This is a genomic window from Bartonella clarridgeiae ATCC 51734 (genome assembly GCF_000518185.1).
Lineage (GTDB): Bacteria > Pseudomonadota > Alphaproteobacteria > Rhizobiales > Rhizobiaceae > Bartonella > Bartonella clarridgeiae.
In genome coordinates this window covers 1-16,614 of the sequence record NZ_JADC01000017.1, presented here as the reverse complement: position 1 = coordinate 16,614, position 16,614 = coordinate 1, and the positions used below count along the sequence as shown (strand labels likewise).

Sequence of the window (16,614 nt, the reverse complement as noted above, 5' to 3'; positions counted from 1 at the left end):
TATTTGTCATCAGATTCTTCCTAATCATCTTAATTTTTATTAAAATTTCACCAAAATATTGTCACAATTTAAAATTGTTCCCAACAGCTTTCAAACCAGTAATAAGCTTCAATGAACTACTAACCAATACACACATATTTCCTCCTATAAGATTATAAAATAGCAAATGCCTAGATATTAAATTGCTACACAATACTAGCTATTGTAGCAAATATCACATATAGTTAACGATAAACACACTACAAAATATCTGGTTTCTGTGAAAATGCATTTGATTATATTTAACTGCTAAGTTACTGATACCATAACCATAAAATATGGAAATAAAAACGCTAACCATTCAATGATCAATTAAAAGCACCATTTTATGTTATCAAATAAAATGAAAATGACAAAGCAGTCGGAAAACCAGACTTATGAGAATAAGAAGAAAACGGGCAATTTCTAAAGAATTAATAGCCCTTATCCCACAAGTTCCATATATTGATAGCCAATACATTTGCACTGCCGCCACACGAGCCTCGATGAAATACCTTCCTACCTCCATTGCAGTTTGGTTAGCAACAATTGCTCATATACGCCATCAGCATACAGAGTATGACAATTTACTTTGTGAAGGTTATGATCGAGATTCAGCGCTCTTTTTTGTCTTTGATGCAATTAACAAAACACTTATCGAATGGGGTGCAAATCGCCTTTTAAAACTTGAAGAGAACATAGACGACATCAGTATCTACTCAATACAATTTCAAAACAAATAGTCTTAACGTGTAAGAGGTTTGTAACTGACACGCCTAAAATTAATAGAGTCTGCTCCAAGACGACTAACCTTATCTGCTTCGTATTCAGAAAAATTACCTTCAAACCATTCCACATGGCCATCTCCCTCAAAGGCCAAAATATGTGTTGCTAATCGATCAAGAAACATACGATCATGCGATATAATAACTGCACAACCAGCGAAGCTCTCTAGTGCATCTTCTAACGCACCCAATGTTTCTGTATCAAGATCATTTGTTGGTTCATCAAGAAGAAGAACATTTCCTCCTTCTTTCAAAAGCTTAGCTAAATGCACACGATTGCGCTGTCCTCCTGATAACTGTGCCACTTTCTGCTGTTGATCTGTACCTTTAAAGTTAAAAGCACCACAATAAGCACGACTATTCATCTCATGTCTGCCTAGCTTAATGATATCATTTCCACCGGAAATTTCTTCCCAAACAGTTTTATCACCTACCAACGTATCGCGGCTCTGGTCAACATAACTCAGCTGAACTGTTTCTCCAATACGTATCTGTCCTGAATCTGGCTTCTCTTGCCCGGTCAGCATTTTAAATAAGGTAGATTTTCCCATACCATTAGAACCAATAACTCCAACAATACCACCTGCAGGCAACTTGAAAGAAAGAGAATCAATCAATACGCGATCACCATATGCTTTTGACAGATTATCAACTTCAATAACAACCTGTCCCAATCTTTCGCCAATAGGAATAATAATTTGTGCATCTCCTGGACGACGCTCATGCGCTGCCTGAACCAATGCATCATAAGCCTTAACGCGGGCTTTCGATTTTGCCTGACGCGCCTTTGGGCTAGAAGCTATCCACTCTTTTTCGCGTGACAATACACGCTGACGAGCAACCTCCTCGCGACTTTCTTGTGCTATACGTTTAGCTTTAGCATCTAAATAGGCAGAATAATTCCCCTCATAAGGGATTCCTTTACCGCGATCTAATTCTAAGATCCAACTTGTTACATTGTCGAGAAAATAACGATCATGTGTAATTAAAAGCACTGCGCCCGGATATTCACGTAAATGCCTTTCAAGCCAAGCCGTCGTCTCAGCATCCAAATGATTTGTCGGTTCATCCAAAAGCAATAAATCAGGTTTCGATAAAAGCAATTTACAAAGAGCAACACGCCGCTTTTCACCTCCTGAAAGCTTTGTCACATCTTTATCCCCTGATGGACAACCAAGAGCAGCCATAGCCATTTCTACTTGGCTTTCTAAATCCCAAAGATTCTGACTATCGATAATATCCTGAAGTCTAGCACCTTCATCAGCTGTCTCATCACTATAATTCATCATTAGTTCATTATAACGATCCACAATTGCCTGCTTATCGGCAAGCCCTTCCATCACATTTCCACGTACATCTTTACTTGTATTAAGAACAGGTTCTTGCGGAAGATAACCACAACGTGCTCCCTCAGCAAGCCATGCTTCTCCAGTATATTCTTTATCTAATCCAGCCATAATATGTAAAATGGTTGATTTACCCGCACCATTTGGACCTAAAATACCGATTTTTGCATCTGGATAAAAAGACAGATGGATATTTTCCAAAATTTTCTTATTGCCATAAGCCTTATTAAGCCCAGCCATATGATAGATAAATTGACGTGCCATAAATTTCTCTTTATATCGTGCAATATTATGAAGCTTGTATTATGAAAATACTATTTTGCTTTTCCTAAATTTTGTAAATCGTAATACTTAATTATTGCCTTAATAACTCTTTGCTCTATATTGATATATTTTTTCTGATCTCACAAGCCCCATTACGACTCTAAATGCAAAAAAACACTCCTTCAAAGAGGAAAAAGCAAATACTCTTAGCTATACCTGAGACGTGCTATCAAAAATCATCTCTTTTTTCTATACCAGATCTGAAATTATGTTTTTACCGTATCAAACCAGCCTATCAATGCAATATAGAACCACAAGATAAACCTATCCTTTATGCTCCTTCTTTCCTTATCCTATGGGCTGTACAGTATACTGTAAAAAATCCCCATCTCTTTTCGTCAATCTTGTGTCATAGACCGAAATGGTATTCAACTTTTCTCTTAATGTGGTATAAACTACGTTTAAAAAACGAATGCCGTCTCATAGGATCTGATGTCCAAAGCCCTATGATCACCAAAGTTTTGCGCAAGCATATAGCAGTTGCTGACTACCATTCTCTTCTTATTGGCAAATGGTTACAACTGATGGAAAATTATCACAATTATCGTAAAGATTTATCTATTCCTCTCTTTTGGTTTGATAATGATAAAATGAGTACTGACATTCATCAGATTATTTCAAAACTTCAAGATGAAACATAATCTTTTTAAAAAAAACAAAAAAGCAAACCATCCACAAACTCACTGGAATAAGCTCATGAAAAAAAAAGCCTTAATCGTTATTGATGTTCAAAATGATTTCTTACCAAGCGGAGCACTTGCAATACCAGAAAGCAATGCCATTCTCCCTGCTGTTAATAACCTTATATCCCGTTTTGATCATGTTATTTTAACCCAAGATTGGCATCCAAAAAACCACTGTAGCTTTGCTTCTTTTCATCTTGAGAAAACTCCTTATGATACTGTTAAGCTTGACTATGGCCTTCAAATACTTTGGCCTGATCATTGTATACAAGGAACACAAGGAGCGGAATTTCATACATCTCTCGAAGTTGAAAAAGCACAACTTATCCTTCGAAAAGGCTATAATAAGGAAATTGATAGTTGTTCCGCCTTCTTTGAAAATGACCAAAAAACACCAACAGGTTTACACGGTTATCTTAAAGAACATGATTTTACAACATTATTCATGTGCGGCTTGGCAACTGACTTTTGTGTTGGATTTTCTGCACTGCATGCTGTAAAATGCGGTTTTAAAGTTAGTGTTTTGTTGAACGCTTGTGCTGGTATTGATCTAAACGGATCACTTAATACAATGCTCAAAGTTATGAATGAAGCTGGTGTAGAATTGTTGATGGTCTCCTAAATTCTCTTTCTAACTGTTATTATAGCAATCAAAAAGTTTTCATATGCTAATTATTATTGAAATGTAATATGTTCATCTGAGTGATTAGATTTAAAACGAATAGAAGAATAAAATGCTATTCCAATAATACATACACCAATGAGCCCTGTTAATGCTTCAGGGATCGACATAATAATTTGCATATACATAATCACAGCTAAGACCAAAATTGCATAAAAAGCGCCATGCTCTAGATAACGGTAATGCAATAATGTTCCTGTTTCAAACAACATAATCGTCATAGCTCGTACGTAAAATGCACCAATACCAAGACCAATGGCAATGATAAAAAGATTGTGAGAAAAGGCAAAAGCACCTATAACACCATCAAAAGAAAAACTAGAATCTAGAACTTCTAAATAAAGAAATGAACCTGCTCCTCCTTTAGAAACTGCAATCAAAGTATCTTTTTGAGAATCTAAAAGTGAACAAATTGCTTCGACAATCAAAAACGTCAAAAGCCCATACAACATTGCCAATAAAACAATTAACTTATTTTCTGCCACAATCTGATATGAAAAAAATAACATGAGCATCAAAATAACTATAATATCAATCTTCACAAACGAACCAAGCTTTTGAGCTGGCTTTTCTATAAAAACGAGCCAGTGTACTTTTTTTTCAGAATCAAAAAAATATTTTAAACCAACCATCATAAGGAAGGTTCCACCAAAAGCTGCAATACCGTTATGAGCATCCGTTAAAATTGCAGCATATTGATGGGGATCCCATATTGCCAATTTGACTGCAGCAATTGGATTAATCCAAGCAGAAACAGCAACCACCAACAATGGAAAAACAATTCGCATACCAAATACCGCAATCAAAATGCCCCATGTCAAAAAACGACGGCGCCATAACTGATTCATTGCTCCGAGAAAACGTGCATTGATAATAGAATTATCAAAAGATAAAGAAATTTCTAAAATTCCTAAAACACAGCAAATAAAAAAATATTTAAGACAACCAACAATGGTTCCTGTTTCGAGCCAGCCAATAAGACCACCCCAAAAGATACCAATAATTGTGAAGAAAAAAGGCCATCTAAAATAACCTAATAGGGCCATGATTGTTCCTCAAAATTCATCTCTTCAATCTAAATTTGTATAAATCGAAGTATTGCACCTATTAATAGAAAAATAAAATGCATATGACAAAAATTATATGGAATCTCTCTAAGAAAAAACAAGAGAAAATTTGATAATTGTATTTTTTTTCGAAACAAAAAATATAATAAATTGTGGAATACTAATAAAATTTAAAGTTTTTTTTTAATTTTCACTAAAAAACTCAAAAAAAATAAGAGAATTAAAATTATAAATGTTGACTACAAATATTATTATAAAGTATTGATATATTAATACATTGTGTGCCTTTATGGACAAAAGCTCACACCATGATGATTTATTTGAGGGAGATAATTCATGGCGCGTCCTGAAACAGAAGCAAAAACTATATTTGGAAAACGTCTACGTCATATACGCATCGCCTTAGGTGATCCGCCGCGTGAAACGTTAGCCAAGCAGTTTAACATGACAAAAAACTCTATTGCTTTTTATGAGCGTGGAGAGAGAGAACCTAATCTCAACGTATTACAAACATATCGTACGTTGTATGGAGTCAATATCAATTGGCTTTTAACTGGACAAGGTAAAATGTTCGACACTGAATATACTAAAGGAGAATTTGATTGGGACTACTTCATTAAAAAAATTGAAGGACTTGAAGATGTTCTTACAACTAGTGCACATAGTGACGAACCAAACCAAGATAAAATTGAAAGCTCTTATGAAAAATTACAGCAATATTTACTATCCCAAGGCGTTCCTAATGGCCTAAATTCTAAAGCAGCGAATTCTCTCGTTAATATGAAAGCAAAACTCGCCAATTCCTACGCTCTTAGCTTATTTATTGATTTACTTATTCGAAGTATAGCGCGCAAAGAAAGACTTTCTAATCAATAACTTTTATATTGAAAAATATGATATAATCCTTTCACTACCAGATAATAAGAGAACAGTTAGCTTTTATTATCTGGTAAAATAGTTTATTTTATGGCGTTTTACCATCGTGATAAAATAATTAAATACTATCTGCTGATGCTGATATAAAAATTTTAATAATTATAACTCATTTTTTAAAAATTTTGTTGAAAATCAAAAAAGTTTTTAAAAAAAACATATTGATTTTCTACCATAACGATGTGTCTTCTGATATCAAATATGTTGAAGATTTCTTTATTTAATGATTATTTATGGGGTGGAAATCATGTATTTTGAGGTATTTCAGGGTGTTCGCGATCAGTGGTATTGGCGTTTAATCTCAAAAGATCAGAAAAAAATTGCTTTTTCTAGTCAAGGTTATTCAACAAAACAAGATACTCTAATGGGAATTGAACAAATCAAAAAAATTACACATAATACTTCTATTAAAGAACTGTAGCCCTAATGTTATTAGCACGAAAACAAAAATTTCATTTTATATATTAAATTTATACCATGTTCTAGCTTTTAAGAAAAGCATTAACCTTTTCCTACGATGCAGTGGAATCAGATACTCTTCTTTTAATTGCCAAAATACCTCATGCAGCAGCTAAATGAATACTTTCTGCAAAAGACATACCTTTTTAAACCAGCAACCAAACCATCATTAAAGTTATCAACAGCTGCAACAGTATCAACCGTTTCCACCTAAAAATAGGGACGAAACCAGCTTCATTCTTTGTAAAAAAAGACTTCTTTATTTCCCATTTTTATAACAGCCACCTCTAATCCACGCTCTAAAAATACTGCTGTTGCTAAATGAGCTACCTTTATATCTACCGATACCTGTTAATCTCTCGGTTTCTTTTTCATTAGATAAGTGTCATAATATGAACCCAATGATAAAGTTCCTGAGGAAAATCGGGTAAAGTACTGGATCTAATACCGCATCACGCCCAACCTTAGGCAGCTATTACCAATTTCTAGCTGCATCACCAAAATTTCAGAACAACAAATTGCTTTTCTTAATATCTTCTAACTTAATAGCCATATTAGATCTTCCTGCGACAATAATTGTATCCTCCCCGCTTTCACTCAGAGTAATAGAAGCAATACCAGTCATAGCATTCGGATTAACGTGCAAACCACTCAAATCAAAAGAAGTTTTTTCAAAGTGCTGGCGAGTAAATATTCCCAAAGTATCATTACTAATCCAACTAGCAAGTCCTATAGCAAGACCTAATCTACTCACCGCAACAGCTTGATTGGCTCACTTATCTTCTACTCCCATAGAAAAATTTTCATATGAAGACTTTCACCCTTTAAGCGAAAATCAGAAACTTAGCATACCATATCACTGGTAATACTATCAAAAACAGTAATAGAAGGTGTAGACATATAAAATTTTCTTCGCATTATTTTTCTAGAAAACTCTCTATATTAATCACAGATAAACATACAATCACCTATTAGTTTTCCTGATCCTTTATCACTAATTTCAACGGAATAGAAATATGATTTTCTACTGCTTCAGCTTTGATGAATTTATCTACTGTTTTCACACCTAATTTCCCAATTTCGTTTAATTGCTGAGAAATCATTCATAAATTACACCACTTTACAGTAGCTATCCCTTCATCTGTATCTGATCATCAAAACCAACAACTATAATATTAATGTCCACTTGCCTGTACAACACGTACTTGCTCGCAAAGCCATCTCATCATTTTGTGCAAACAGCATCAACATCTTTATGCACTTGTAACAAATTTTCAGTCACATTTATACGATAAAAATTTGCTGGTTGCTTTGCAATATATTCAATCCTAAAGAAGACACTGCTTAATTAAAACCTTGTCCTCGCTCATGTGCAGCAGATGTTCTATTAGGAACCCCTTCTAATTTGATAACCTTTTCTTCTTGCACATTAACTGCAAAACTATCTTAAAATCAATATTTCTGGTTATCATCGTAATAGATACATTTCAACATTTCGTAAAACCTATTCTCCCATGAGATACTATAATTTCTGGGTTAGTTAGATTAATAGAAGACTTATCACCATAAAAATAAATATCAATTTTCTACTCTCAATTGATTTCTATACTATTCTATTACACCCATCTCAGTGTGAAAACCTATTGCCGATTTCTGCAAACTTGTTCTCTTCAAAATCACTTTCACCTGTTTTACCTTCAAATCGTTAGGCTGATGATATATCTGTATTAACTTAACAGAACACCGACAATAATTATATTGTCTGCATTAATAACCATACCTTCATTTAATACATATCTTCTGTATTTTACTTCTTCCATCAATAAATATCATATATCGTTTACCGATGATATTTAGCTATCGTCTTACAAAATTTCATATCATGATTTATTAAATAGAGATAAAGCGCTTGTTTCTATTGTGCTACAATTATTCGTATTAATAGCATTAACTGAAACAAGAAGAGAATTTATGATATATTTAATATCCAACAACTCAATATAGCTCAGTTTATCTAATTACATTATAGCTTATATTAATAAATATATTTCAAATTATTATCATAATATAATGTAGTTTTGACTTCATACTCAGTCTTTTATTGGCTATTAAAATAATTAAAAAATAAGTTAAAACTCTTCAATAAATAATGCTAAATTTTAAAATAATTATTACAGCTGCTCTTTAGACTGATATCAGTAGTTTTTATCCTGATTACCCTGAAATCAGCCTAACGTGCTATATAGCAGACTACAGCAAACAACTCGGAAAGCGATCTATATTTAAAAAATTTATTTCTAAATCAAATGCACAAGCCAAGCCACTTTTCTAAACACGTTACTATGAACTCTTTTTTAGCAACCTTATGTGTCTATAGAAATCATAAATACAGATTAAAATTCTCTGTTTCTGAAAACTAGAACTGTAATCTGTATAAGTTCCATTAAAAAACTTAACGTAATCTATAAACAGTTGTTAAAAATAAAAATAGGCTAATCTTTATGTTTTAAAACTGATAGCGCAATCCACCTGAAATACTAGCTCCAGAAAACCCAGCTCTGGTTAGTTTATGTTTATATAACAAATCACCCTGAAGTATTATATTAGGAAGTAACTGAGCATGAACACCTATGCCTGCTTCCACTGTGGAACCAAATGCTCCTAACTGAAAAGCATCTTTAAAATATACCATCCGTTTACTTCCATAATTATGCGCAAGATGAAGTTTACTATAAAAAGAAACAACACGTGCCTCTTCAACCCCTGTCACAGCTTTGGTAAGACGACCACCAAAACGTGCAATCCATTGATCATGGTTCCCTAGCTCAACATCAAACTGATCAATATCACGAGCTTTATCAAACATGACAGACTGATAAATAACCTGAAGCTGCGGTTCAATAACAAACCCATCATAATTCGTTAAAATAGCTTGACCTCCCATTAAAGAAGCACTCAAAAGTATACCTTTTAATGTTGCTGTTTTTCCTCGAACTAAAGTCGAAACATTACCTTTAAAGAAACCATAAGACATAAATCCATTCGTATAAAATCCTGTATCATGCTGCAAATGAGCATAAAGCTTTCCTGACCATTTATTAAATATACTCTTCTGACTTTGTTCAACAGCACAAGGCTGAAGAGAGAGCCTACCGTAAGTTCCCATAGCTCCAAAAGACAAAGCACTGTGCTTACGCTCTAACGTGCTTAATACAAAACCCGTTATCATAGCATTATAATCAAGATCGGCTCCATAACCATATTCAAACACGGTCAAATTCGAAGCATAACGGTGACTACCGCCATAACCATGTATAAAAAAGCTTGGCTTTCTATTTTTCTCAGGCTTGTTGATAGCATTGTGCATGATTTCCAACAATTCGTGTTGATTATTCATATCTGTCAAATCCGCATGAAATAAAGCATGAGGCAAAAGCAAATAACTTGGAAGTTGTGGTACAACTGCCGGCACTTTTTTTTCAGATGAATCTGGTTTCTTTGGAAGCTGAGGTTCAGATGGCTTAGGTTGTGGTGGTGAAGGAGTATCAGCATCTGGAGGAATAGGTTCTACTGGAGGTGCAGCAATATATTCGCTCTGAAGACGATAATCCCAAAAATCCTTATTAGATTCATTTTCTTCTTTCTCATTATTTCCAACCAATTTTTGTCCTAGATTCGCCGGCCCTAAATTAGAACTTGGACCATAAGCAGAAAGCTTATATCGATAAGGAAAATCATCTACTGTAATGTAATCACCTTTCAGTTTGAAGGAATCTTGTTGTGCTGTTCCAGACACCTGAATAAGGGAAATACCCTCAGTATTTCCAACATCATTAGCATTTATATTATTCCTATTTCCCCTTCGATTTTCTGAAATACCTCGTACATCAATTGTAGTTTTCCCAGAAATATTACCATGGATCAAAACTCTATCAGTTTTCTGACTATCAAGCGAACCATCAGGACTGAAACTTGTGTTTAAATGAATCTGTGCATTATTCTTCGCAATATAGACATCACCCTCCCCTTTACCAATGCGAAGTGTTCTATAATTATAGGTTTCGCTAGACTTTAATCTTTTAAAATTAATGGAACTATTATCAAGGCTAACTACTGAAATAGATAAATCGTTCAAATCCAAATCTTTATAATTTTGTTTGGTTTGTGTCAAAAACCATACAGAATTACCACTTAAATAAAGTTCAGCAGTAGAACTGTCATCAACATATGTACCCCCCGTAAGTGAAGAATTATCAGCTAAGACAAGCAGAGAAGATTTCTTTTTAGCCACTAACAATAAATGACCAGCGCTAATAGAACTTTGTAATAAGCTAATATTACCTCCTTCTGCATCAGTACTATAAATAGCTGGACTATCTAAAACCGTTAGATGCGTATCTTTTAAATTAACAAGCCGTATTCCAGGTTCAATTGTTGTCATGTCTAAATTTTCTTCATCCGCATCAGCTTTGACTGTTGCTACTACATTCTCTCCTTTAAAATATATACCGTAGGATTTATCTCCTTTTACCTCGATAGTTGATTTTTCGATGTTCGCCTTTGTTACTTTAATGTCTTTTTGTAAATTTCGACTCAATTGAATCGAATTGGAAGTAGCAACCGTATTTTCCAATAATAGACCATGACTACCAGTAACGTTAATATTGCCATTTTTAAAATCAACAGAACCGCCTTGATCTATATGAAAAACAGCATAATTTCCTTGTTCTTTTTTCCCACCTTTTCTAACAATAATAGTACCATCGAAATTAACACTCCCTGTCAAAGCTGTATAAACTGCATCACTGTTTGTAAAATCAAGCCTCCCACCGTTTTTTACCTCAACACTTGCACCATCCATAGTCAAAATACTTGCTTTTCCACCTTTCGTCTTAATCTGTGGATTAACTAAAATAACATTCGTTGGCCTCCCCAATGCTTGAACAGCCATATCGCTATCTTCAATCGCACCACCATACATTCCAATTATTCCATCACTAACATTAAGAGCTATATGTACATTCTTCAAATAGGATTCGGTTAGAACGACTTTTCCTCCTTTCGATACATTCACACCATATAAATTACGTCCAGTTTTTTCAGGCATTCTATCTAAACCACCAAGCGTTATATTTGTCCCATTAATATCTACATTTTTTCCCTCTGCTATTATTGTCTGAAAAGTCTTATCTCGAATTATTTTGTTCCCAACCTCACTACATTTATAAATTGACGTATAACCACCTTTAGCATTTTCATCACACTGAGATGATTGATCGGCTTCTGATTTCACACTACTCTGCCACAAACAAAAAGTAGCTGCTGTAAAGATATACACATAATTATTAAATACTTTGATCATAATTCATTTCAAACTTTCTCCCCTGCATTTAAATATTAAAAGCACCCACTCAAAATTAGAAATTCTATATAATTTAATACATTTTGTATTTTATTTAATACATTTTGTATTTTATGTAAAGATAAAAACAAATCTACAATAAGCAAGATCTCACAAAAGATTTATCAGATAGGTAAATTAGAATTGATAACGCACCCCACCACCTAAAACACTCCGGAAGAGAATCCTGCTTTAGTGAATTTATGCTGATATATAAGCTTACTATGAAATACTATAATACTATATTGATAGATAATTAGACCAAATATCTAAAATTTCCATTGTTGAAACAAAAGTCTCTAAGTAGAAAGCATCTTAAAATGCACAACCCATTTTGTTCCGTAACTATAAGCACGATGAAATTTACTATAAAAGGAAACAATATATACCTCTTCGATCATTTAACAGCTTTTGTTAAACGGTGACCAATACGAATTGACCAACGATCATGATCCTAGTCAATATCAAACTGATCAGTTTCACAAGCCTTATAAAACATGAAAAACTGATAAATAACCTGCAAATGCGTTAAAAAACATCATAAATCGTCATAAAAATTTACCCCCGTTAAAGAAGCATTCAAAGCTTTAACTTTTAACATCGCTTTTTTACCCCCGCTTGCTTTGAACTATCACATTCTTCTTATTAAAACAGATAGATAAAATAAAAATTCAATATAAAAATACATGCTGCTAAAAGTAAATACTGCAGAATGGCATCCATTATTCCCGATCATTTATTAAAGGTAATTTTTTCAATATTCCAAGATTGAAAAGATAATTTATGAACTGACATCTTGATTATATATCCAGATTACTCAAAACTGTGAAAATTGTATTCACTATAAGCTATAAGATTTATCACCATTCGCTTTTATAATTGAATCTTTAATCTCAACTATCAGAGGAATTTTACATAGTGCTTATTCAATTTTCTCATCATTATATTTTGATATAAATTGGCAGCTTTGCAATATTTATTTTCACACTATGAACATTAATGATTTCAATATTCCTTTTTAAAGATTTATAATGTCTGCTCTTAGATACAAAAAATGCTGCATTATTTTCTATTTCTTGGTTTTGTTCTTTTACAGCCTAATATTTTAAGTGACATTTCGTTGTAACAAAAAAACTCTGAAACCTTTTATAAGGGTAACAGTTCCACCGCTCATTTCAATTATTCTAGAATAAGATATTGAGCCCTCTTGATAAATCTTTTAAAATTCTCTCGTAAATTAAACTAAGTGCATTGTTAAATCATGAGAGATTTTTTTTACTATACTAATGTTCTTTGAATGACTCACACTTAAATTATTGAAGAAATCAACGCTTTATTATTGCTATTTATTAGAGTTTTTAAGCTGATATGATTTGTTCATAATTGTATGCTTTTTACTATTAAAGCATTGGCACCACTTATCATCAATTTTATCGTATATATTCCCTAAATTAATTTTATACTATATTTTTTTGCCGCACTAATATCTGCAACATGTACAAAAACAACTTTTATGAAAAAATAAAAAGAGCTTAAAAAATTTTAATCATAATTCTATTATGAAATTTATATTTTTTCTTAATATAAAACGAAAAGAGAGCAGCAAAATAAATGAGATTATTCTCAACTTTCTTCATGATATGCAGGATATATAATTCATCATGCGTAGAATAATACAGTTAAATTATAACTCTATATTCATTTTTTGAACTTAATAAAAACTAATCAATCTTTATAATATTTAAAGGAAATTTCCATCTTTCAAATATACACTAAAATATAAATATGCATTAATTTGAGAAACATAATTATATCCAGATCATTTGATAACCTTTAAAATTAATTCTTTATAAAGTAATGAGATCATTCAAATAACTCAAAACACTACTTTGAATAAAGTTTTGATTTTAATTCATATATATTTTGATGCAAAAAATACTCTATATTTGCGTTTCTTCTTTGTATGGATTAAAGTTGAAGAAAATTACTTATATCACATTTATTCACTTCTTTTTGGCAATGAATTTATGGTATCCGACATTCCTCCCCTCGCCCTTTTACCTTTGGGCGCACATGAGTATCATGGCAATCATCTTCCCTTTGAAACCGATTGGATTATTGCTGAATCTTTTGCAAAAGCACTTGCCTTAGCAACAAAAGAACAATTTCAAATCACACTCTTACCAGTTGAAAAAGTTGGCTATTCGGTAGAACATATGAGTGTTATTGGTACACAAACCTTGACTTTTTCTAAGGCTATAGAACGCTGGATCAACATTGGTGAAAATTGCTATCACAAAGGCATCAAGCGTTTTCTTATTCTCAATGCTCATGGAGGTAACACACCTTTAATGAGCATCGTCATTACGGAATTAAGAAGACGTTTTTCAATGCTTGCAGTAGCTACAAGCTGGAATCGTTTCGATTTACCAGAAGGCTTAATGGAACAATCGCAGAAACATCTTGATATCCATGGCGGATTTATTGAAACCTCCTTAATGCTCTATTTAGCACCAGAAAAAGTACATATGGATAAAGCAGAAAATTTTCATAATAAGCAAGCTGAGATGATTCAAAATTATCGATATTTAAGAGCCTATGGGCCTCATGCTTTTGGATGGATGATGCATGATATTAATGAGCAAGGAGCAGCAGGAAACGCAAGCCAAGCAACAGCAAAAGCAGGTGAAGCAATTTTTTCCCATGTTCTCTGCGAGCTTCGCGCCTTACTTGATGATATGAAGAAGTTTAAAATAGATTTATTACAATGAAAGACACAACTATGGAAAAAATACATAATACACCTCCCAAAATTCCTGTTACAGTTCTTACAGGATATCTTGGATCAGGAAAGACTACTCTTCTCAATCGTATTTTAAATGAAAATCATAACAAGCGTTATGCAATTATTGTCAACGAATTTGGTGAAATTGGTATTGATAATGATCTGATTGTTGAATCAGAAGAAGAAATTTATGAAATGAATAATGGTTGTGTTTGCTGTACAGTACGTGGCGACCTTATCCGCGTTTTGGAAAGTCTAATGCAACGCTCTAGTCGATTTGATGCTATCATTATAGAAACCACAGGAATTGCTGACCCTACTCCAGTTGCACAAACTTTTTTTATGGATGATACTGTCCGTGAAAAAACGGCCCTTGACAGTGTCATTACATTAGTTGATGCAAAACATCTACCGCTTCAACTTAAAGAAAGCCTTGAAGCGGAAGATCAAATTGCCTTTGCAGATATTATTTTGCTCAATAAAATCGATCTTGTTAGTGTAGAAGAACGAGCACACATTGAATCGCTTATTTATGCTATTAATCCCAATGCCATTATTTATGCAACAGAACATGCTAACATTCCTCTTAATAAAATTCTTAATCGTGGTTCATTTGACTTACAACGAGCTTTAGAAAATGATCCTCATTTTCTAGATCATGAAAATCCAGATCATGTGTGTAGTCCCCAATGTAATCATGAACATCGTCATAAACACAACCATGAATCTCTTATGCATGATGTTACAATAACCTCTGTAAGTTTAAAAACAGGTGCTCTTCAACAAGAAAAATTTTTCTCATGGCTTCAACAAGTTACCCAAGAACAAGGTCCTAATATCTTACGTTTAAAAGGTATTATCGCGTTTCACGGAGATGATAATCGTTATGTTATCCAAGGTATACATATGCTTCTTGAAGGGCAACATCAACGCCCATGGCGTCAAAACGAAAAGCGTGAAAGCCGACTTGTTTTTATTGGTCGTTCTCTCGATGCTGAAAAATTAAAAACTGATTTTGAAAATTGCATATAAAAGAATCAAAATGCCAAGTATTATCCCTTATAATCTCCAAAGTTATTGTTTATCTTGTGGTTTTATTAACGATAAACCAGCTTTTGTTTCAGTAGAAGGTTTGATTGTTTTTTTAAAACAAAGCCCGCAAATTATTGAAGTACATAAAGGAATAATTTCAAGCCACTTTTCTCCTGATAAGACAGCTATTATAACGGGTGGAGAAGATGGGAAAGTATGTAAAACAACAGCAGATGGTCGCGTGGAGATATTAGGCATACAAGAAGGCAAATGGATAAACAGTGTTTCTTTCGGCCCACATAATGTATTTGCCTTTGCTTCTTCACGTCTAATGTCAGCTAATACTGGTAAAGGTTTACAAGAATTTCTCCACGAATACAGTGTAGAAGGCTTAGCTTTCGCCACAAAGGGATTACGGCTTGCGGTTGCCCACTATAATGGTGTTACTCTTCATTGGTTATTGACGCAAACAGAACCAACTAAACTAGAATGGAAAGGAGCACACTGTGATGTCACTTTCTCACCAGATAATCATTATGTAATTTCCACAATGCAAGAGAACGCCTTACATGGTTGGCGCCTTGCAGACAAACAACATTTACGCATGAGTGGCTATCCAAGCAAAGTTAAAAGCTGGTCTTGGAGCACAAAAGGAAAGTGGTTAGCAACATCAGGTGCATCAGCTGCAATTGTTTGGCCTTTTCATACAAAAGACGGCCCAATAGGTAAAGCACCATTAGAACTTGGCGTACGAGCAAATGCACTTGTTAGTATAGTTTCATGCCATCCAAGCAAAGAAATTGTAGCTATAGGCTTCAACGATGGAATGATTTCGTGTGTACATTTTAGTGATAGAAAAGAAATACTTCTTAAATTTTGTAGCAAAAGCGCTATCTCAACACTCAGTTGGAACAAAACAGGTGATTACCTTGCCTTTGGCAGTGAAAATGGTGAATGCGGTATAATAAATATAACCACTTAAAAACGTAACAATAAACTACCCCTTTAAAATTGGTAGCGTATTCCGCCGGAAACACTTGTACCAGAAAAACCTGCTTTAGTAAGTTTATGTTTATATAACAAATCACCATGAAGCACT

At 33.5% G+C, this 16,614-nt stretch carries 12 protein-coding genes and 1 pseudogene; 8 read left to right on the top strand and 5 right to left on the bottom strand.

Features of this window, described 5'->3' with window-relative positions; translation table 11 throughout:
- Nucleotides 1-416 precede the first annotated feature (416 nt).
- Nucleotides 417-761, top strand: a complete 345-nt coding sequence (locus T420_RS0105050; protein WP_013545322.1) for a DUF2293 domain-containing protein — start codon at nt 417-419, stop codon at nt 759-761.
- 2 nt (nt 762-763) lie between these two features.
- Here the strand turns inward: T420_RS0105050 and ettA are convergent, their stop codons facing one another.
- Nucleotides 764-2,413, bottom strand: a complete 1,650-nt coding sequence (ettA, locus tag T420_RS0105045) for an energy-dependent translational throttle protein EttA (RefSeq protein ID WP_013545323.1) — start codon at nt 2,411-2,413, stop codon at nt 764-766.
- A 164-nt stretch (nt 2,414-2,577) separates the two neighbouring features.
- Between ettA and T420_RS0105040 the strand changes: the two genes are divergently transcribed.
- Both T420_RS0105040 and pncA read left to right on the top strand, forming a co-directional pair.
- The gene (locus tag T420_RS0105040) at nt 2,578-3,114 is read left to right on the top strand and encodes a hypothetical protein (RefSeq protein WP_013545324.1); all 537 of its coding nucleotides are present in this window, start codon (nt 2,578-2,580) and stop codon (nt 3,112-3,114) included.
- 55 nt (nt 3,115-3,169) lie between these two features.
- A complete protein-coding gene (pncA, locus tag T420_RS0105035; protein ID WP_013545325.1) occupies nt 3,170-3,778 on the top strand; it encodes a bifunctional nicotinamidase/pyrazinamidase in 609 nt (202 codons plus the stop codon).
- A gap of 53 nt (nt 3,779-3,831) precedes the next feature.
- Here pncA and T420_RS0105030 read toward each other — a convergent pair whose 3' ends face one another.
- Nucleotides 3,832-4,884: a DUF475 domain-containing protein gene (locus T420_RS0105030; RefSeq protein WP_013545326.1), complete on the bottom strand. Its 1,053-nt coding sequence runs from the start codon at nt 4,882-4,884 to the stop codon at nt 3,832-3,834.
- Nucleotides 4,885-5,241: 357 nt separating this feature from the next.
- Here T420_RS0105030 and T420_RS0105025 point away from each other — a divergent pair, with 357 nt between their 5' ends.
- Together T420_RS0105025 and T420_RS07225 are read left to right on the top strand one after the other, a co-directional pair.
- A complete protein-coding gene (locus tag T420_RS0105025; RefSeq protein ID WP_013545327.1) occupies nt 5,242-5,781 on the top strand; it encodes a helix-turn-helix domain-containing protein in 540 nt (179 codons plus the stop codon).
- A gap of 304 nt (nt 5,782-6,085) precedes the next feature.
- Entirely contained in the window at nt 6,086-6,259 is a 174-nt protein-coding gene (locus T420_RS07225) for a YegP family protein (RefSeq protein ID WP_013545328.1), read from the top strand.
- Between the two features lie 543 nt (nt 6,260-6,802).
- On the opposite strand, the pseudogene T420_RS0105015 reads toward T420_RS07225, so the two are convergent.
- The 3 genes and pseudogenes from T420_RS0105015 to T420_RS0105000 form a co-directional block, all read right to left on the bottom strand.
- Nucleotides 6,803-7,057: pseudogene (locus T420_RS0105015) on the bottom strand (PfkB family carbohydrate kinase); the annotation flags it as partial.
- Between the two features lie 211 nt (nt 7,058-7,268).
- A complete protein-coding gene (locus T420_RS07580) occupies nt 7,269-7,400 on the bottom strand; it encodes a D-ribose-binding periplasmic protein precursor (RefSeq protein ID WP_013545330.1) in 132 nt (43 codons plus the stop codon).
- A gap of 1,403 nt (nt 7,401-8,803) precedes the next feature.
- Nucleotides 8,804-11,590, bottom strand: a complete 2,787-nt coding sequence (locus T420_RS0105000) for an autotransporter outer membrane beta-barrel domain-containing protein (RefSeq protein WP_157861857.1) — start codon at nt 11,588-11,590, stop codon at nt 8,804-8,806.
- Nucleotides 11,591-13,725: 2,135 nt separating this feature from the next.
- Here T420_RS0105000 and T420_RS0104995 point away from each other — a divergent pair.
- From T420_RS0104995 to T420_RS0104985, 3 genes are read left to right on the top strand one after another with little or no spacing between them, the layout of a single operon-like run.
- A complete protein-coding gene (locus T420_RS0104995) occupies nt 13,726-14,469 on the top strand; it encodes a creatininase family protein (protein ID WP_013545332.1) in 744 nt (247 codons plus the stop codon).
- Between the two features lie 11 nt (nt 14,470-14,480).
- Complete coding sequence (locus T420_RS0104990; RefSeq protein WP_026501200.1) at nt 14,481-15,515, top strand: CobW family GTP-binding protein; 1,035 nt, start codon at nt 14,481-14,483, stop codon at nt 15,513-15,515.
- Between the two features lie 10 nt (nt 15,516-15,525).
- Nucleotides 15,526-16,497, top strand: coding sequence for a WD40 repeat domain-containing protein (locus tag T420_RS0104985; RefSeq protein WP_013545334.1), 972 nt, complete (start codon nt 15,526-15,528; stop codon nt 16,495-16,497).
- Nucleotides 16,498-16,614 lie beyond the last annotated feature (117 nt).